Origin of the sequence: Natronosalvus caseinilyticus, from assembly GCF_017357105.1 — an archaeon.
In the GTDB taxonomy this organism is placed as follows: Archaea; Halobacteriota; Halobacteria; order Halobacteriales; family Natrialbaceae; genus Natronosalvus; species Natronosalvus caseinilyticus.
Genome location: NZ_CP071596.1, coordinates 2663804 through 2682911 on the forward strand (window position 1 = coordinate 2663804; position 19108 = coordinate 2682911).

General features: G+C 65.8%; 11 protein-coding genes and 1 tRNA gene. 4 read left to right on the forward strand and 8 right to left on the reverse strand.

Annotation, left to right across the window (positions count from 1 at the left end; all coding sequences use genetic code 11):
* Together J1N60_RS12720 and J1N60_RS12725 are read right to left on the reverse strand one after the other, a co-directional pair.
* Window positions 1-3771 (reverse strand): carbohydrate-binding protein, encoded by a 3771-nt coding sequence (locus J1N60_RS12720; RefSeq protein ID WP_312907945.1) that lies wholly within the window; start codon window positions 3769-3771, stop codon window positions 1-3.
* 354 nt (window positions 3772-4125) lie between these two features.
* Window positions 4126-9279, reverse strand: coding sequence for a S8 family serine peptidase (locus tag J1N60_RS12725; RefSeq protein ID WP_312907947.1), 5154 nt, complete (start codon window positions 9277-9279; stop codon window positions 4126-4128).
* A gap of 234 nt (window positions 9280-9513) precedes the next feature.
* On the opposite strand from J1N60_RS12725, the gene J1N60_RS12730 reads away from it, so the two are divergent.
* Window positions 9514-10101 (forward strand): AsnC family transcriptional regulator, encoded by a 588-nt coding sequence (locus tag J1N60_RS12730; RefSeq protein ID WP_312907949.1) that lies wholly within the window; start codon window positions 9514-9516, stop codon window positions 10099-10101.
* 142 nt (window positions 10102-10243) lie between these two features.
* Here J1N60_RS12730 and J1N60_RS12735 read toward each other — a convergent pair.
* Window positions 10244-10326 (reverse strand) — tRNA-Leu (locus J1N60_RS12735).
* A 48-nt stretch (window positions 10327-10374) separates the two neighbouring features.
* Window positions 10375-11346 carry a TIGR03885 family FMN-dependent LLM class oxidoreductase gene (locus J1N60_RS12740; RefSeq protein ID WP_312907951.1) on the reverse strand — a complete coding sequence of 324 codons (972 nt, stop codon included), beginning with the start codon at window positions 11344-11346 and terminating at the stop codon, window positions 10375-10377.
* A gap of 219 nt (window positions 11347-11565) precedes the next feature.
* Here J1N60_RS12740 and J1N60_RS12745 point away from each other — a divergent pair, with 219 nt between their 5' ends.
* Window positions 11566-13524 carry a glycoside hydrolase family 15 protein gene (locus tag J1N60_RS12745; RefSeq protein WP_312907953.1) on the forward strand — a complete coding sequence of 653 codons (1959 nt, stop codon included), beginning with the start codon at window positions 11566-11568 and terminating at the stop codon, window positions 13522-13524.
* A gap of 159 nt (window positions 13525-13683) precedes the next feature.
* On the opposite strand, the gene J1N60_RS12750 is transcribed toward J1N60_RS12745, so the two are convergent.
* Window positions 13684-13986 carry a hypothetical protein gene (locus tag J1N60_RS12750; protein WP_312907955.1) on the reverse strand — a complete coding sequence of 101 codons (303 nt, stop codon included), beginning with the start codon at window positions 13984-13986 and terminating at the stop codon, window positions 13684-13686.
* Window positions 13987-14105: 119 nt separating this feature from the next.
* Here J1N60_RS12750 and J1N60_RS12755 point away from each other — a divergent pair, with 119 nt between their 5' ends.
* Window positions 14106-14594 (forward strand): DUF309 domain-containing protein, encoded by a 489-nt coding sequence (locus J1N60_RS12755; protein ID WP_312907957.1) that lies wholly within the window; start codon window positions 14106-14108, stop codon window positions 14592-14594.
* Between the two features lie 190 nt (window positions 14595-14784).
* Window positions 14785-15855, forward strand: coding sequence for a polyprenyl synthetase family protein (locus tag J1N60_RS12760; RefSeq protein ID WP_312907959.1), 1071 nt, complete (start codon window positions 14785-14787; stop codon window positions 15853-15855).
* Window positions 15856-15886: 31 nt separating this feature from the next.
* Here the strand turns inward: J1N60_RS12760 and J1N60_RS12765 are convergent, their stop codons facing one another.
* The 3 genes from J1N60_RS12765 to J1N60_RS12775 all read right to left on the reverse strand — a co-directional run bounded on the left by J1N60_RS12765 (window position 15887) and on the right by J1N60_RS12775 (window position 19078).
* Window positions 15887-16825, reverse strand: coding sequence for an NAD-dependent epimerase/dehydratase family protein (locus tag J1N60_RS12765; protein WP_312907960.1), 939 nt, complete (start codon window positions 16823-16825; stop codon window positions 15887-15889).
* A 171-nt stretch (window positions 16826-16996) separates the two neighbouring features.
* A complete protein-coding gene (locus J1N60_RS12770) occupies window positions 16997-18094 on the reverse strand; it encodes a glycosyltransferase (protein ID WP_312907962.1) in 1098 nt (365 codons plus the stop codon).
* The gene (locus tag J1N60_RS12775) at window positions 18095-19078 is read right to left on the reverse strand and encodes a glycosyltransferase family 4 protein (protein ID WP_312907963.1); all 984 of its coding nucleotides are present in this window, start codon (window positions 19076-19078) and stop codon (window positions 18095-18097) included.
* Window positions 19079-19108 lie beyond the last annotated feature (30 nt).

Below are 19108 nucleotides of genomic sequence, written 5' to 3' on the forward strand. Positions count from 1 at the left end.
TCAGTCGACGCGTTCCCAGGTGTGGGATAGCGGAATGCGCATCGGTGCGCCCGATTCGATCGTGTACTCGTAGCCGGCGTCGGGATTCGACGGATCGACGTACCTCTCGACGGTCGTCGTTTCGCCGATATCCAGGGTGAGCTGGTTGCCCCGGTCGCTCGTCGCGCCCTCGATGCGGTACGCTTCGGCGCCCGTTCCCGTCTCGACGTAGAGCCACTCGCCGACGAGGTCGTCGGCGTCGTCGGGTCGATGCTCCGACGTCAGTCGGACCTGAATTTCGTTCGTCCGCGACGGCTCGCGTGTGAAGTCCACCACGTGCCCGTCGAATGCGTCGGGTTGATCGCGAATCAGTGGCGGTCCATCGCGAGCGGGCGCGAGCATCGATCCGTCCTCGAGGAACGCCGACTTCGCAACCCCGTCGCGCTCGGAGTAGACGGCCAGGAACCCCTCGAACCGGAACACGTCCCCGACCCGGCAGGTCGAGTCGCCGGGTGCGTAGGCGACGTAGTCAGTACGGCCGTTCGACAGCGTCACCTGCACGGCTCTCGCAACGCCGTCGTCCGAGTGAACGGGTACCGGTTCGATCGACTCGACGTTTCGCGACTCGCGGTAGGGTTCGATAACGGAGGTGAACGTGCTCTTGAGGTTCGACCCGTGACGTCGAGCGAGAGCGTAGCGGAGGCTCCACGGATTCCCGGTGTGACGAGGCGGCCGGCCGTCCGCGAGCGCGACCTCGTCGACGTCGCCGACCATCGTCAGCCGGAGGTGGGCATCCCCTTCGTCAGGGACGACTCCCGGTGCGTCCGTGACCTCCCAGTCGACGCTGAATCGCTCGTCCGGGTCGTCGTCGTGGACGACGGCGTCCAGGTAGTCGAAGCCGTTGCCGACCCTCCGGTCGTGGGCGGATTCCTCGCCGTAGACTGGTCGGGGGACGTCTGGTCCGGCGTAGGTTCCGCCGTCCTGGGCCTCGAGGTCGAGCCCGCTCGTCGTGGTTGACTCGGCCGCACCGTGGAAACTGAAGCGATGATCATCGCCACCGACGATCCGGAAGAAGTCGACCGCGTACGAGTGGTGGTTGTTGATCCGCACCATCGCAGTGGTGCGGCGGTACTGGCTCGTCGTCGGGTACGCGCCCGTCGAGTCGACGTCGGCGAGGCGTACCCGATCTGTCTCCCTGAAGTGGTGGGGTGACCCACCCTCGGTTTCCGACTGCGGGGACTCGTCGACCACGACAGTGTTGTGACTGATCGTGTTCGACGTCCAGTGCTCTCCCTTCGGCCACGCCGACAACTCGGCGGGCGAGTCTGGATCTCGCCAGAAGCCGGTGTGCTCGGGATAGCCCAGGGCTGGCGCGAGGTCGCCGCCGTAGGCGTGGACGTCCAAGTGTAACGCGTCGCGATACGACCGGTCCGATCCCCGGCCGTCCGGCGTCGAGGCCCCGTACCGGAGGGCAAACGACCGCTGGGTGTTCCCGCGTTCGGCCTCGAGTTCCTCCTCGCGCTGGGCGCGCTCGTCGAGGAACTTGCACTCGATGACGCCCATTTTGTAGTTCGTGGCGGCGGGTCGCTTGCCAGTGTTCTCGAACGTGATCCGGTGTTCGCCCCTCGAGAGGTCGACCTCGTCGGCGAGGACGGTGAACTCTTTAGCGCCCGTCACCTCGTCGTAGAAGTCGTACTCGGCGATCCGCTCGCCGTCGATCAGCACGTCGTAGGTGCCGTACCCCGACGACCTGAACGGCTTCAGGCTGAACTCGTAGGTTTCGGCGACCGGGATCGAGAACTGGAACGTGATCGACTGACCCACCGTGTCCGCCTCGAACTGGACCGTGCCGCTGTTGCTGTAGACGGTGTAGTCGGTCGTGTGCTCGAGGACGATCATCGAGGGGAACTGGTCGACGACGCGGTAGCCGCCGCGGATGTAGTGGTCGCCGTCCCGAAGCGCGACGAACCCGGTTCCCGCCTGGTTCGTGCTCGAAAGTTCCAGCGGCCCGTCGGCGTCGATAACCTCGCGCACCGCCTTCGCAGTGCCCGCCGGGTCCGGGCTGAAGATGCTGCCGTGGAGGTCGTCGTACCCGTACCCGTTCGCGAGGAACGCCCCCTTCGCGAACTGGCCGTCGCCGAACGACTCCAGGGCGGTCGTCATCGCTTCGGTCTCAATCGGCAGCCACGGCGTGCCGGTTCGTCCCATCGCCCCCATACTGGGCAGGTACGCTTCGCGAAGCACCTGCGGGAGTCGGCCGCCGGCCGCTCGTTCAAGTTTCGGGTGGTCGGCCAGCGCCGGATCGTTGTCTCCCTCGTACCCCTCGAGGACGGCCGTCACGCGCTCGAGCGCCCGATACGCCCGTTCGGCGGCCGCTGGCGATCCCGGCGCGTTGCCGTCCCGATCGACGGCGTCGACCAGTTCGGCGCGCAGGCTGCCGCCGGTGACGCCCCACTCGCCCCAATACGAGCCGTCGTCGCGGTGGGTCCGCTCACCAGGTCGAAGGAGAAACTCGAGGACGTCACCGGTGTACCCATCAGGGTCGTTCTGGACGGCCCCAGCCATCGCGAGCGCCGTTCGGTGACCGCCCGACGGCGAGTGAATCTGGTGGGATTTCACGGCAGGTAACACCGCTCGGACGACGTTCGATTCGACGTTCTCGCGGAGGTCGTCGGCCGTTCCTTTCGAGCCGATCTCGTACTCGGTCGCCCGCTCGTCCAGGAACGCGAGCAGTTCGGCGTCGTCCGTCGCGGGGAGGAACGCGTCGTACGCGCTCAGGAGGACGCGAACGGTGATCGTCTCCTGGACGCAGCCACAGATTTTCCCCTGGCCGGTCCACTGGTGGACGCCGGCGTAGCCGTCGTCATAACGGTGAGTGGACAGATCCATCTCGGGGTAGACGTCCGCGATGCGGTCCAAGAGGACGAGTCCGGCCCGCGCGTACTCGGCGTCCTCGGTGAACAGGTACGCGTCGCGAAACGCCCTGAGCGCCTCGAGCAGTTGCTCCCAGCGGTAAATCCGGTTGTAGTATGCCACGAAGTGGTAGCGGGCGCCTTCGACGCCGAGGTAGCCGTCCTCGTCGACCCAGCCAGTGCCGTCGTCGACGCCCCAGTCGTCCGGTTTGTCGGGCCGTCGCTCGTTGACGAACAGCGAGTCGTCGGCCAGGTCCGGGTCGAAGACGCCGCGATCGTCGAGACCGCTCTCGCGGTAGGCGGCGAAGTCGTTCGTCGGGAACACGCCGCCGCTCGAGGGTTCGACGACGGTCCACGGTTCGTCGGTCGCGAACGTCACGTCCTGGCGCTCGACGCCTGGGGTCGAGTCGATCAGTTCCCACGGCCGTCGCGTCGACTCGGCCTCGAACGGAACCTCGTCGAACGACTCGTATACGCCCGCGTCGTTGAGCGGGCGATCACCCTCGGCCATCGTGGAGAGCGCCACGCTCCGGGGAACGGATTGCCCGGTAACGGCCTGCCACAGTCCGTCAAACCCGTCGTAGGTCTCGAGGTACTCGGTCGCGGTTTCGACGGCCGACGCTCGCCGGTCGGCCGCCCAGGTGTAGTTCTGGACGTTCTCGAGCGCCGCGTTTCGCCGCTCCGGCGTGTACAGATTCGATCGGTGCTTCTCGGCCTGGATTACGGTTGGCCTGGAGCCTTCGCCCCGCGTCGGGTCGGCCGACAGGAACAAACCGAGCGAGAGCAGGCTCGTGGTCTGAAGAAACTCCCGACGGCCGTGCCCTCGAGAATCCGATAGTTCGTCGTCCGGGCGATTCGTCCGCTCCACACTGTTACTCATTATCAACCACACCACACCTTTCGAAGATTTCGTAATATTATTTTGGGTTACATTCTGTGAGGGTGATGAGAATATTCCCTAGGATTAATCTAACAATCTCGTAAAACAATCACCGAGAGTTTTGGTTTATTCAGGCGTAATAAGACACGCCGGCGAACGGATGGGCGGTGACCCACTTCGCGAAAGAAGCGAACGCGCTCCGGCAACGTGAACGGACACCCTCCGTTGCGCACGATGCGACGATTCCGCTTCGTCACTCGAGAACCGACGGGCGATTTGGTGTTTATACCGACCGATAGCACCGCGGAGCCCCGTCCAATCGAGGGCACCGCGGAGATTCGTCAAACCGGATGCTCAGTCGTCCGTGGCGACCGATCGTCGCATCCTCGAGAGCGTCGAACCCCCGCGTTTCTCCGCGTGTGACTCTACGGTTCGATCGGGGTCCGTTTCGTCACCCTCCTCGTCGAGGAACTCCGCCTGGATCAGCGTCTCGACGGCCTCCTCGGCCGCGAGATCCGTCGCCTCCGCCACGAGGTCGGCGTGCGCCGACGGTGTCTCCGCGGCCGTCGTCTCCGCCGTCGTCGAGAACTCCTCGAGGACATCGTCCAGGTCGGCGTCGAGGTCGACGGTCGCGAGCCGTTCCGTGACGAAGGCGGCTACCCGCTTGACGGCAATCTCCTCGTCGCCGGGGGCCTCGAGCACGCTCTCGAGCGTCCGATCCATTCCGCCAGCGTCGGCCGAGGGGCCGGGATTCGCGTGAATCTGCGGGTCGAGACCGAGCCCTTCGTAGAGTTCCGTCATCGTCGGGTCGTACGCCGTGATCCCGGCGTCCAGCCAGTGATCGTCCGTCGCCTCGACCAGGTAGCCGGTGAAGGCTGTCTTCTGGCCGTCGCCGATCTGCCCGCCGGGTGCGTGCAGCGAGTCGTCGATCGAGTCGACGACGTCCATCTCAAAGACGTCTTCCTCGTCGCCGTACGCCGGTGCAGCGACGAAGTTCCAGCCATCCTGGAGGTGGGTTTTCTCGAGGTCGGAATCGCGGTGGCCCGGCGGCGTTCCGTCCGGACCGACCGGCGGGTCGTCCGCTCGCTGGAAGTGGACCTCGGCGCGTACGCCTTCCGCTGGCGTCACCCTGAACGCGTAGAGCGTGTCGGCGTACTGCAGGTTCCCGTCGCCGGTGACCGACTTCCACTTGCCGGCGTCGTGGTTCCACATCTCGATTTCGCCGGCGAACTCGCCGTACCCGTCGACGCCGAGGACGTCGTAGATCGTCTGATCGGTCGGTCCCGGGAAACCGATGGCGTACGAGCCACCCGGATCGAGGGACAGGTCTGTCGCGATTTCCGTCGGTTCGATCGCGTCGACGGCGAGGGCTCCTGCATCCGCGTCCACGTCTGCGGACTCAAGGTCCGCTGGCGGCACGGTCAGATAGGGGTCGTACACGACGTCGCCATCCACGATCGTATCGCCGTAGCTCCGGTCACCGAGGTAGTTCTCGCGACAGTCGAACGGTCCCTCGGGGGCGTTCCACCCGTCGCTGGGTTCACCGCGGAACGGCAGGTCGGTGGCAGAGAGGTCGTTGTACCGCGCCAGGACCGCGTCGGCGTCGAGGCCGAAGTAGCCGGGTCCGAGGTCGAGACCGGTCGCGGCCCCGACGTCGTTGAACGCGAACAGCGCCGTGTCGCCGAACTGCCGGAAGCCGATCCCGGCGTTTTCGATGGTGTTCCGTTCGATGCTCACCGCTGGTGGGTCGATACCGAACCCGTACTCTGCGACTCGAATCCCTGTGTAGGAGTCGACGATATGGTTGTCCTCGACCACGACATCGACGCCGTCGACGTAGATACCGTTGTTCCGGTCGTCCGAATAGGGTTCCTCGTCGGGGCCGACGATCGTGTTGTTCGTGATGCGGCAGTCCTCGCCACCGTCGAAGGGGCCGAAGAGCGCCACGCTAGCCTGGTCGCCGTCCTCGTGCTCGAGGTGGCAGTCGATGACGGTGACGCGGGTCGCGCCGTTGACGATCACGCCGCCCTGGAACGAGTAGTCGGGACTGTCGGTCACGGTGACGTTTCGGATCGTCGCGCCGTCGACGGTGCCGAAGAACCCGGAGTCGGTGCCGACGCCGACGACCGTCCCAAACGCGGTGACGTCCTCGACGAGCGCGTCGGTCGTCTCGTGGAGCTGGACGCCGAATGTCCCGGCCGCGGTGACGTTCCTGATGGTCACATTGCTGGTGCCATCACCGGCGAGCACGCCGGTTCCGATGGCGTTCTTCGAATCGACCTCGCCGTCGATCACGTTCGCCTCGACGTTCTCGAGCGTGACGTCGTCGGCACCGAGGTGGATAATGCGCGGCCCCGGGAGGTCTCGTTCGTGGACGATCGACGGTGTCGCACCGTCGACGCCCCGGATCGTGATACCGGGCGTACCGACGTACAGGCCTGTCTGGAAGCCTCGGTCGGGTGTGTCGACTTCGTAGACGCCGTCGGCGAGTTCGACGGTGTCGCCCTCGCGCACAAAGTCCACGGCCGCCTGCAGGTCGTCGACCTGCTCCGGGACGCGCAGCGGCGACTCGTAGACGGTGGTCGGTCGGAACGTCGCCGCCGTTTCGATCTCCTGATCCCGGTCGCCGAGCGTGACGAATCGGGTGCTGATCGCGAACTCGCCGATCCGTTGGGACGTGTCGACCGTTATCTCGACCGTCCCGTCGTAGGCGTCGAACTCGAGCGGGTCGTCGAAGGCGACGCGCTCTCCATCGATCGAGAGCGAGAGGTCACCCTCGTCGAGGAACTGCAGTCCGGTGACGCCGACTTCCATTTCCTCGAGATTCTCGACGGCGACCTCGAGGGTAACCGATTCGCCGGGGGCCACCCGTTCGGCCGGCGGGGTGACGACGTCGATCGGCGGCGTCGCAGCGGCGTGGGCAACGAGGTTGCCCAGCAGCGATCGTCCGGCGTCGGTGACGGCGTCACGGTCAACGAACGTCCCGAGGCCGAGCGACGACGCGTGGGCGACTCGAGAGAGGTCGTCGATCGCGAGGCCGTCGCCCGTCTCCGTGGACGCGACGGCCGTCGAGGCGACCGTCGAGCCGGCGACACCGCCGCTGTACCCTTCGAAGTAGCTGTGGAACCCGCTGTAGTACACGCCAATGCCGACCGAAACGGGGTCGGGTTCGGTGATGGTGACGCGCTCGCCGTCGGCGGCGATTCCCTCGAACACGGGGTGCGCTACCGAAACGTCGTACTCGATCGGGTACGCGATCGGATACGGTACCTGGGCGGCGACCTCGCTCGTCTCGCGCGGGTCGCCGGTCGCATCGGACACCTGCGAGACGGCGTCGCTCGCCTCGCCGAACTGGTCGAGGTACACCGCACCGATTTCGGGCGCCGAGGCCATATCGACGAAGTCGGCGACGAGGTCAGGGTCGCCGCCCAAATTCTGCACGACGTAGCCTTCGTGTTCGTGACTCTCGGCAGCGTCGAGGGCCTCCGCGGGCTCGAGTCGATCGAACCGGTATCGCGGGTGCATCGCCTCGGCGAGAATCGCCTCGAGGTCGGCCGCGTAGCCGCTCCCGGCGTCGACGATCCCGATCGGAACCGGCTCGTCGTAGACGAACGTCGGCCCCGTCGAGACGGTGACGGAGTCACCGAGGCCCGCGAAGGTGTGCTCGAGTTCGAGGTTGCCGACGCCGTCGGATTCGGTCCCGATGGTGAACGTAATCTCGTCCGAGCGGGCGGATTCGAAGTCGACGCGGTCGCCGAACGCGGCCTGCTCGCCGTCGATCTCGAGCCAGGCCTCGCCGACGTAGTCTCCGACCTGCTCGACGGTGACCGACTCGACGTGGGCGACGTTGGCCGTCACGTCGAACGACTCGCCGGCCTCGAGGCCCTCGGGCTGGCCGTCGACGACGGCGATTGCGAGGCTGTCGCCGAGCGTGAAGTCGACCGACTGGAAGCCGTCGTCGACCTCGACGGTGACGGTGTCGGCGGCGTAGCCGAACGCGTCGGCGGTCAGTTCGTACGTGCCGGGGATCGCCCGGACCTGGAACTCGCCGTCGGCGTTCGTCTCGACCGGGAACCTGTCGAGCGTAACAGTTGCATCGTCGATGGGGGCGCCGTCGGAGTCGGTGACGGTCCCGGTGACGCCGCTATCGGCGGCGACGCGACCGACGGCAGCGAAGGCATCGACGATCCCGCGCCCGTACCGAATATCGGGGTCATCCGACTCGCCCTCGGGTTTCCAGGCGGTGGCGGCGAGGGCGCGTTTCACCCGCTCGGGCGTGGCTTCCTCGAGAGTCGCCGACCTGATGAGGCCGACGACGCCCGCGACGTGGGGCGACGCCATCGACGTCCCGGAGATCGCGTGGTACGGGCCGTTCGCGTGGTCGACCGGGAACGCGCTGGTTACGTCCACGCCCGGCGCCGACACGTCCGGAACGACGTAACTCTCGGGCCAGTCGTCCGGAGCGAGGTGCCCCCAGTCGTCCGCCGTCGAGATCGTTTCGCCGCTCGAGAACTCGGCGATCGCCTCGTCCTCGTTGGAGGCTCCGATGGCGAAGGCGTCGTAGACGTTGGCGGGCGACCCGGACGTTCCGACCCTGCTGTTGCCCGACGAGGAGACGACGACCGTGCCTGCCCGATCCGCGTTTCGGACTGGCTCGATCATCTCGCCCACGTAGCCGGTAATCCCGAGGCTCATGTTGATCGCGTCGGCGTCCTCCTCGACGGCCCACTGCATGCCGCCGATGATCTGGGCGAACGACCCGCCTCCATCAGGGAGGACGAGCCCGCCGAGCAACGTCGCGTCCGGGGCGACGCCAATCGCGGTACCGGAAGCGTCTCCACCCGCGACCGTCCCGCTCACGTGGGTGCCGTGGTAGTGCGAATCGTGGGGCTCTGAACCGACCTGCTCGCCGTCGCCGTCGAACTCGGCGAAGTGCTCGGGCTCGAGGTCGATGTCCGGATGCGTCGGATCGACGCCGGTGTCGAGCACCGCGATCCGGGCGCCCTCGCCACGTGAATCGTACGCGTCCCAGGCCGCAGGCGCATCGATCTGCTCGAGGCCGTACGTCACGTCGCCCGTCTCCTCGCTGGCGGTTCCGACGTCTGGCTCGGGAATCTCGTAGCGGAAGTTGGGGTGAACCTCCGAGACGCCCTCCTGGGCGGTCACCTGCTCGAGGTCGACGACGCCGGTGTCGACCTCGAGGAGGAGCGCGTTCGCGAGCCAGAAGCGGTTCTTCACCGCGAGGCCGTCCGTTTCCTCGACGTACTCGACGATGGGGGCCTGGCTCTGCTCGGCCGTCGCCTCGAGTTCGTCGACGACGGAATCGGATGCGACGAGTGGAACGTCCACGTCCTCGGCGCGGACGACGACTTCAGTCGTCTCGTCAGCACTACCACTCGCCGTCGGGAAGAGTGCGAGTAGACCGGCACCCGCCGTTCCCTGGAGAACCTGCCGGCGCGACACGACGGATGGCGATTCGTCTACTCCTTTGGGGGGACGCTCTGTCATCTGTTATCGACTGGTCTGGGAACCATACGAACCCCGCCTCACCCGAAAATAGTAAAGAGGCGTACAGTCGTCGTTTTCTGAAAATCGCCAAAAATAATATGTGTATGAGTGATGTATTTAGGCAATTATCTCCGGCTACAGACGAGGGGATTCCCGCGTAGGGTCGGACACGTACGGACCCCGAGTATAGCACCCTATCGACGCGCTATTAGGGAACGAATCGCTAGACTGAGTATGCACACGCTCGACGAAATCGACGTGGAGATCCTGTCGCTCCTAGGGGAGAACGCACGCCGCCCGTTCAGCGACATCGCAGAGACGGTCGGACTGTCCGGACCGGCCGTCTCCGACCGCGTCGCCCGCCTCGAGGAGGCCGGCGTCATCAACCGGTTCACGATCGACGTGGACCGGTCGACGATCAGGGGAGGCGTTCCCGTCTTCGTCCAGGTCGACGTTGGGAGCGCGGACGTCGATTCGCTCAGAGAGCGGATCGGTGACGCCGACGCGGTCGAACACCTCTTCGTGACCGCCGAGGGTAACGTCTGGTTTTACGCCCGCGCGGAGGGACGGAACGTCCGTCGCTGGCTCGAGGAGTTGCTCGGCGACGACACGTCCGAGTATCGCGTCACGCTGATGGACGACGTCGAGTGGCGCCCATCGCTCGGCGGAACCGCATTCGCGCTGACCTGTGCGGAGTGTGGGAACACCGTCGACAGCGAGGGCGAATCGGCGACTATCGGTGGGGACGCCTACCACTTCTGTTGCCCATCGTGTCGGGAGCGATTCGAGAATCGGTACGCTCGGCTCGAAGAAGGCGCGTGAGTGGAGGGGTTGCCCGGTTCGAGGAAGGCACCTGATGAACGGGTCTGCTCGGCTCGAGTCGAGAGACGTCGCTCCCTGGCGATGTGGTCCGAAGGATTTTGCGAGGGAAGATCTCTACCGCAGGACCTTCCGCATCTTACGATGCGAGGGGAGGGAATCGAACCCACGAACTCCTACGAGAGCGGATCTTGAGTCCGCCGCCGTTGGCCGCTTGGCTACCCTCGCACGCGCTAGCGAGTAGGCAGGTGGCCCTTGAATACTCTACGGTTTCGTTCACCCCTCGTCCTCGAGCGCCGGAAGCACGTGCTCCCCGAAGTCCTCGACGAACGCCGTCTGGTTCGTGGTGACGTTGTGCAGGTACACCCGGTCGACCTCGAGGTCGAAGTCGTCCTCGAGCCACGCGACGTGCTCGTCGAGGTCGGCCGAGACGCGGACGTTCTCCTCGATTTGTTCCCTGTCGACGCCCTCGGCCAGTTCGTCGAAGTCGCCGGGCGTCCGAAGTTGCTGGGTCACCGGCCCCGGCACGCAGTTTGTTCGCCACTGGTCGTACGCCCCCTCGAGGGCGGCCTCGTCCGTCTCGTCGTAGGCGAGCTGGACTTTGAGGTAGACGGGTTTGTCCGGCGCCCGCTCTTTGAACGCTCGGACGCGCTCGGCGTCGGCCTCGTGGTCGGGCGTCCCGAGCGTGAGCAGGCCGTCGGCCCACTCACACTCCGCGAGCCACGCGGCGGTTTCGGGCGAGAGGGCGGCGCCGACGAGCGGCGGCGGCGTCTCGGGACGCGAGTAGAGTTTCGCCGCCTCGACCGTCACCTGGCCCTGGTGGGTCACCTCCTCGCCGTCCCAGAGCCGCCTCATTACGTTGGCGCACTCCTCGAGGCGGGCGTTGCGCTCGTCCTTGACCGGCCAGTCGACGCCGGTGATGCCCTCGTTGAGCAGCTGCCCGCTGCCGACAGTCAGCCAGAAGCGTTCCGGGTGAAGTTCACGGAGGGTGGCCGCGGCCTGGGCGATCACGGCGGGGTGATACCGGTAGCCCGGTGCATTGACCGTCCCGAAGGTCATCGACGTCGCCTGTGCGGCGGCGCCGAGCCAGGACCAGACGTGCCCGGACTCCCCCTGTCGCTCGCTCCAGGGGTGGAAGTGGTCCGAGGCCAGACAGTGTTCGAAGCCGTACTCCTCGGCGCGTTGCACGTACTTGAGCAACTCGCTCGGGGCGAACTGCTCGTGGGAGGCGTGGTAGCCGATCGTCATGTGGATCACTCCGGAGACGGAAACCGTCTCGAGATGAGTGCGGTTTCAACGAGGGTGACCGTATAAGTCGGGGACGCATACGGAAGGCGGTCGAAACCGTTCCCGTGCCGTGCACGGTCGGGCAGACATTTCAGGAGCCACGTTTATCCACGACGTCGTGGAACGGGTCGGGTAGATGCGACGGCTTCGACGAACGACCGGTGCAGGGACCAGATGAACATGGGATATACACCACTCACCGAGTACGGAATCATCGGCAACGACGACCGGATGGCCCTTGTCGATCTATCCGGATCGATCGACTGGTGCTGTTTTCCCCACGCCGCGGGACCGAGCGTGTTCGCCCGCCTGCTCGACGACGAACGAGGCGGTCACTTCGCCGTCAGGCCGACGGACAGCTACGAGGTCGAACAGGCTTACCGCGATCGGACGAACGTCCTCGAGACCACGTTCTCGACGCGCTCGGGGACGCTCGAGGTGACGGACTTCATGCCGGTCTGGAGGGACGACGACCGCGAACACGACGGCGACCAGAACCACGACGACCGAGACCAGCGCGCGATCTACCGACGCGTCCGGTGTACGGACGGGACGCTCACCGTCGAACTCGAGTTCGAGCCGCGGTTCGAGTACGGCCAGGCGCCGACGACCGTCTCGCGGACGGAGACCGGCTACGTGGCGACCGGCGACTCGAGTGCGAGCCCCGACTGGATCGAGCGCCAGGACGACCTCGTCCTCGAGGTCTGTGGCGAGTTCGAACCGAACGCGCTCGAGGATCGCGTCGTCGGCACGCGAACGCTGGTCGCGGACGACGAGGTCTGGTTCTGTCTCCGGTACGGGGTGGGCGGACGCGACGGCGAAGGGGAAGAGGAAGGGGAAGGAAAAGAGCCACAGAGACAGAAATCAGCGTCGATCGCATCCTGTCGAAACGCCCTCGAGTCGACCGTCGACTACTGGCAATCCTGGACGGACTCGCTGATCGACGACGCGGTCCCGCTCGTCGACGACACCCCCTGGGGCGAGTACGTCCTCCGATCGGGGCTGGTGCTCAAACTCCTGATCAACGAGGAGACGGGCGGCATCTACGCTGCAGCGACGACGTCGCTCCCGGAGAAGTACGGCACCGATCGCAACTGGGACTACCGGTACAACTGGATCCGCGACGCGAAGTTCACGGTCCAGGCCCTGCACAACCTGGGTCGAGACGAGGAAGCCCGCGACTACTTCGAGTGGTTCCGGGACATCGTCACCGAGTCGCCGGGCGAGATGCAACCCGTCTACGGCGTTCACGGTGAGGCGGACCTCACCGAACACGAGCTCGAGGGGCTCTCGGGCTATCGCCACTCGACGCCGATTCGAATCGGCAACGCGGCCGCGACCCAGAACCAGCACGATATCTACGGCGCCATCGTGCAGGCGATTTACGAGACGCTCGTCCGCGACGGCGACCTCGACGACGACGAGTGGGAAGCGATCGAAGCGCTGGTCGATCACGTCTGCGCCGTCTGGGCGGAGCCCGATCACGGCATCTGGGAGTACCGCGACGAACAGCGTCACTACGTCCACTCGAAGCTCCTCTGCTGGGTCGCCCTCGAGCGCGGGATCACGCTCGCCGAGGACCACGACGTCGAGGCGCCGCTCGAGCGCTGGCGATCGGAACGCCGGGCGGTCCGTGAGGCGATCCTCGAGCACGGCTACAGCGAGCGTGTGGGGTCGTTCGTCCAGCACTTCGACACGGACACCGCACTCGACGCGTCCTGTCTCCTGATCCCGCTGTACGGGTTCCTCCCGCCGGACGACCCCCGGGTGACGGCGACGCTCGACACCGTCCTGGATGAGCTCGCGACCGACGAGGGGCTGGTCTACCGAACGAAGGGGAGCGAGGCCGTCCCCGACGTCCACGGGACGTTCGTCTTCTGCACCTGCTGGCTCGTCGACGCGCTCGTGTTGGCCGACCGGATCGACGCGGCCGAGGACATCTTCCACACCGTGCTCGAGCACGCCTCGCCGCTCGGGTTGCTGTCGGAGCGAATCGAACCCGAGACCGGCGAACTCCTCGGCAATTTCCCGCAGGCGTTCAGCCACATCGGCCTCGTCAACAGTGCGATCTACCTGGCGAGTGCTCGGGGCGAGGCCGACGAGTTGAACAACGATCCGCGGAGAGACGATCGACGGTGACGGTGACGGTAACGACGGTGTGTCGCGAGAACGGAGCGACAGTACGGCATTACGTCGCGGGAATCGGCCGGCGGCGACAGCAATGTATCGCCGAACAGAACGAGACGTACGTTAGAAGACGAGTGCGACACCTCGCCTCGCGAGAAACCAAGGAACGACTCAAGACGACGGCGTCTCGAGGAGAATCGGCGTCGCGTTGCGGTTACGTTTATCGTCCCGTTCGTGAGCACGCTCGGTCGGTTCGGGCGGGTCGATGTGCGAAACTGGCTCGACGACGAGTTCCGTCTCGCTCCCCCGGGAACCGCCGGAGTCGGGGGACGAAGGACCGTCCGAGGACTCGCCCCGTCCGTCGGAATCGTCCTGGTCGTACCGGGCCCCGCAATTGTGACACACGACCCCGCCGTCGACGTGGGCGAACAGCCGTTCGCCACACGCCACACACCGTTGCGACGGATAGATCATTACTCCCATTCGTCAATCGAATCCTATAAGCGCTCCGGCCAATCTACGACGTCGGGAACGGGTCGGCGGTTCGCGCGGAGGCGCCAAGACGTTTTACCCTGCCCCTCATCTATCCCCCCGTGGACGAACACACACGAGCCCCCGACGTGGACCCGCCGTCGGACTCGAGCGCGCCGACGGGCTGGCGGCCCGAACTCGACCGCTGGGAACACGGAACGCTCCGGCGGGCGACGGTTCACGGCGTCCGACTGTTCAACGCCGGCGACTACCACGCGAGTCACGACTGTTTCGAAGACGAGTGGTACAACTACGGTCGTGGAACGGTCGAGAGCCGGTTCCTCCACGGCATGGTACAGGTCGCCGCCGGCGTCTACAAGCACGTCGACTTCGAGGACGAGGACGGGATGCGAAGCCTGTTCGTCACCGCACTGCAGTACCTCCACGGCGTCCCGAACGACTTCTACGGCGTCGACCTGCTCGAGGTCCGGATTACGATGACGAACGCGCAGAACGACCCATCGGTCCTCGACGGGTGGAAACTCCCGCTCGACGGCCGGTATCCGGAGGCGACCGAGGCCGACGTCGCCTACGTCGAGGGACTCGAGTAGCGGGGTGCGTCGGCGCCATTTCGGCTGCTGTCGTCGCGCGAGCAATTGTCGTCACAGAGCACGCGTCACCGGACTCGAGCGAGCGCCGTCACTCGCTGATCTGCGCTGTTCTCCCGCGTTCACCGCCCGGACGACGACCATTTCATCGGAAACTGAAGCTTTTTGTCCACCCCGAGCGAGGAGGAGACGTATGCGAGAGGCGCTTGCCGAGTGGCGGCCGGTGATCGACGACGCCATCGCCGAAATTCTCCCACGGGAGGTCGACGGCGACGACCTTGAGGCGTTCTTCGGTGAGCCGACGTTCGCGTACGATCCGGAGGGGATCCAGCGCGCGCTCGCCGATCCGCTCTGGGACCTCCTCGATCGTGGCGGCAAACGATGGCGAGCCGTCCTGTTTCTGGTGTTCGTCGAGGCGCTCGGTGAGAATCCCGAAGCGTTCCTCCCCTACGCCTGTATTCCCGAAATCCTCCACAACGGGACGATCATCGTCGACGACGTCGAAGACGAAGCGTCGATTCGACGCGGCGAACCGGCGCTCCACCACGTCCACGGCGAGGACGTCGCCCTGAACGCCGGCAACGCGATGTACTTTCTCCCGCTGAAGATTCTGACCCACGATCCCGCCGACCTCGGCCCAGAAACGCGACTTCGGGCCTACGAGATGCTGCTATATGAACTCAACAGGACCCACCTCGGACAGGGGATGGACATCTGCTGGCACAACGACCGCGGCGTCCGCATCTCGACCGAGCAGTACCTCGAGATGTGCGCCTGCAAGACCGGGTGTCTGAGCCGGATCGTCGCCCGTCTGGCGGCGATCGTCACCGGTCAGTCGACGACCGTCGAGGATGGGCTGGCCCAGTACGCCGAACTGACGGCCATCGCGTTCCAGATCGGCGACGACATCCTCGACGTCGAGCACTCGCTGGGGCGGGCTGGCGAGTTCGGTAAGGAGTTCGGCAACGACATCCGCGAGGGAAAGAAGACGTTGCTGGTGTTACACGCCATCGAAACCGCAGGCCCCGACCGAGCGGGGCGACTCGAGGAGATCCTCGGAATGGAAGCCAACACCGACGAGGAAATCGCCGAGGCACTCGCGATCCTGGAGGACGTGGGGAGCATCGAGTACGCCCGCGAACGAGCACTCGAGTTCTCGGAACAGGCACGGGTGGCGCTCGAGGACCTGCCGGTCGAGCTGGCACCGGGACCGAAAGCGCAGTTGGTCGAGTTTACCGAGTTCGTCGTCGATCGGGACGTCTGAGGGCCTTTTGGCGATTTCCGGAGTTCAGGCGTTATCGCTCGCCGGTTTCGTCAGCCTCGAGGTACGGCCGACAGACCCGCTCGACGCCGTCCTCGAAGTCGATTTCGGGGCGCCATCCAGTCGCATCCCTGAACGTCGAACTGTCGGCGCAGGTGTCGTGAACGTAGTTCGTCAGCGGGATGGGTTCGTAGACCGGTTCGACGTCGGTTCCGAGGGCGTCGTTGAGCAGGTCGACCACCTCGTTGAACGAGTACGACTCCCCGGTCCCGAGGTTGTAGACGCCCTCGAGTCGGTTCTCGGCGGCGAGTTCGAGGCCACGGACGACGTCCTCGACGTGCGTGAAGTCCCGGGTCTGGCTGCCGTCGCCCCACAGGACCGGCGGGGTGCCGTCGGCGATCTTCTCGGCGAACTGCGAGACGGTGTTCGCGAACGTCCCTTTGTGGCTCTCCGCCCCGCCGTATCCCTGGTAGACCGAGAAGAATCGCATGCCAGCCAGCGCGAGGTCGTCGTAGAAGTCGTTGTAGTACTCCGCGTAGCGCTCCCTGGCGAGCATCGAGGCGTCGTAGCCGGTCGAGGCGTCGATGGGAACGTTCTCGGGAGTCGGTTCGGTCCGGTCGCCGTAGATCGAGGATGTCGACGCGTACACGACCGTCTCACAGCCGTCGGCCATCGCCTGCTCGACGACGTTGACGAACCCCTCGACGTTCACTCGCGTCCCCTCCCGCGGATGATCCTCGAGCAATTGTCGACTCGAGAGCGCCGCCAGGTGGAAGACGACGTCGACGTCGGTCGGGAGGTCGTCGTCGAGGACGTCCGCCTCGACGTACGTGACCGCGTCCTCGAGGTTGTCGACCGTGCCGAGGAAGCCGTTGTCGAGGGCGACGACGTCGTTGTCCGCGGCGAGCGCGTTCGCGAGGTTCGAGCCGATGAACCCCGTGCCGCCGGTGACGAGGACTCGCTTTCCGTCCATAGAGAACCGTTCCGACCTTCGTCATATAGGGGTACTGATTGCCGATCGTTGATTGCCCGTGTCGTCGGGTGCGGGCCCCACTCGAGCCGTAGTCGAGCGGTGTTCGGAATACCGACGATCAGCGTCGAATCCCCGACAAGAGGCCGGCAAACAGCCGCCGAACAATCCCAGTCAGTCCTCGTGAGACGGCCCCCACTGCAAATCCTCGAGCGCGGACGCCGCCGGCGTCGTCAGCGGCACGTTGTGGTACAGTTGCTCGAGGTGGACCAGCGTCCGGTCGATGGCGTAGCGCTCGACGGCCGCCCGGGTGTCGCGGTCGGTCTCGAGACAGGACTCGATCCCCTCGGCCATCGCCTCGAGGTCACCCAGGGCGAACCGGTCGCCGTTCTCGGGCTGGATCGTCTCGTCGAACGGCGGGACGTCGGCGGCCGCGACTGGCGTTCCGCAGGCGTTCGCCTCGAGCGTCGACAGGCCCAGGGTGTCGCCCGTCGAGGCCGTCACGAAGACGTCGATCGAGGAGTAGAAGGTGGGGACGTCCTCGCGCGGGAGGAAGTCCCGCAGGGTGACGTTCTCGGGCGCCTGGGCCTCGAGCGGTTCGCGGTACGGCCCCTCGCCGACGATGACGAACTCGTAGTCGGGCAGTTCGGCGGCGACGCGCAGGATCTCGTCGACGTTCTTCTCCATGCTCAGCCGGCCGCTGTAGCCGACGACGGTCTGATCCGGATCGGGATACCAGTCCTCGTCGGTCGGCTGGAAGAACTCCATGTCGATGCCGACAGGGAGTTCGATGTACTCGACGGCGCGGTTGATCCGACTCGTCGAGGCGGTGACGACGTCGAAACTCCCGAGCAGGGCGTTCTCCCAGGGGACGTACAGCTTGCTCAGGCCGCGAGCGACCGTCTTCGACTTCACGCTCTGGTGGAAGTACTCCTCGAGTGGCGTGTGGTGGGTGTAGATCGATGGCACGTCGTGCTTCTTGGCGTAGTAGCGCCCGAGGATGCCCACCGGAGCGGGACCGTGGCAGTGAACGACGTCGAGATCGGGTAGTTTCGAGGTTCGCTTGAACAGGGGAATCCGATACCCGCGGTAGAACGGGTTCGGCAGGGACCGGACCGGAATCTCGTTCTCGTCCGGTTCGTACTCGCCGTCCGGATACACGACGTACACCTCGTGTCCCTTCGCCTCGAGTTCCGCCCGCCAGAGGTCGATCGTGTACGTGACGCCGTCGATCCCGGGGAAGTAGCTGTCGGTGAAGAAGCCGATCTTCATTCAGGTCACCTCCGCGTACAGGGTCTCGTAGCGACCCGCGACCGCCGAGAGCGAGAACGCCTCGCTTCGCTTCGCGGCGTTGTCGCCCAGCCGCTGGCGGACGTCGGGATCGCGAAGCCGTTCGATCGCCGTCTCGAATCCTTCGGTGCCGTCCGCGTCGACTTTCAGGCAGTCTTCGTCGTCCTCGAGCCATGCAAACGTCTCGATGTCGCGGACGACGACGGGTTTGCCGGCCGCCATCGCTTCGAGCAGGGCGATCCCCTCGTTCTCCTCGTGGGTCGGGAAGAAGAAGACGTCACCCGCCGCGAACGCGCCGCGGATGTCCTCGACGTAGCCGGTGAACGTGCAGTTCGACGGGGCCTCGTCGACGAGGCGGAGCGTCTCCCGGCCTTTCAATGATCGATCCACGGGGCCGAACCAGACGAAGTCGACGTCCGGCAGCCGCCGCGCCGTCTCGACGAACGTCTCGAGCCCCTTGCGCTTGATGACGTGACCGACGAGGAAGACGACCGGGGGTTCGAGGTCGTAGCGCTCCCGGTAGGTCTCCTCGAGCGACTCGAACCCCTTGAGTTTCTCGACGTCGACGCCGTTGGAGATGACGGTCGTCGGCACGTCGGCGTACGACTCGATCAGTTGCTGGTTATACGCCGAAGGACAGACGAGCGCGTCGGCCAGGCCGTAGGCCCGCTCGAGGTACGGCCGCAGTGGCTTCGCCAGCGCGTTGGTGAACCGGAAACTGTCGCCGAAGTCTTCGGCGGTAACGTGGGTGTTGGCGACGACCGGAACTCCCCTCGAGCGAGCGCGCCGGGCGTACCAGACCGACCGCGGCCCCATGAGGTTGCAGTGAAACACGTCGACGTCGAGTCGGGGCTCGGTCGTGTACGCGACGTCGAGTCGATCCAGCATCTTGCGCTGGTGGGCGACCGACTCCCGAATGCCGCCTGTGACGTGCGCTTCGAACTCGAAGTAGTGGGAGACCTTCACGCGAGGTCACCTCTCGTTGCCGACCCGTTT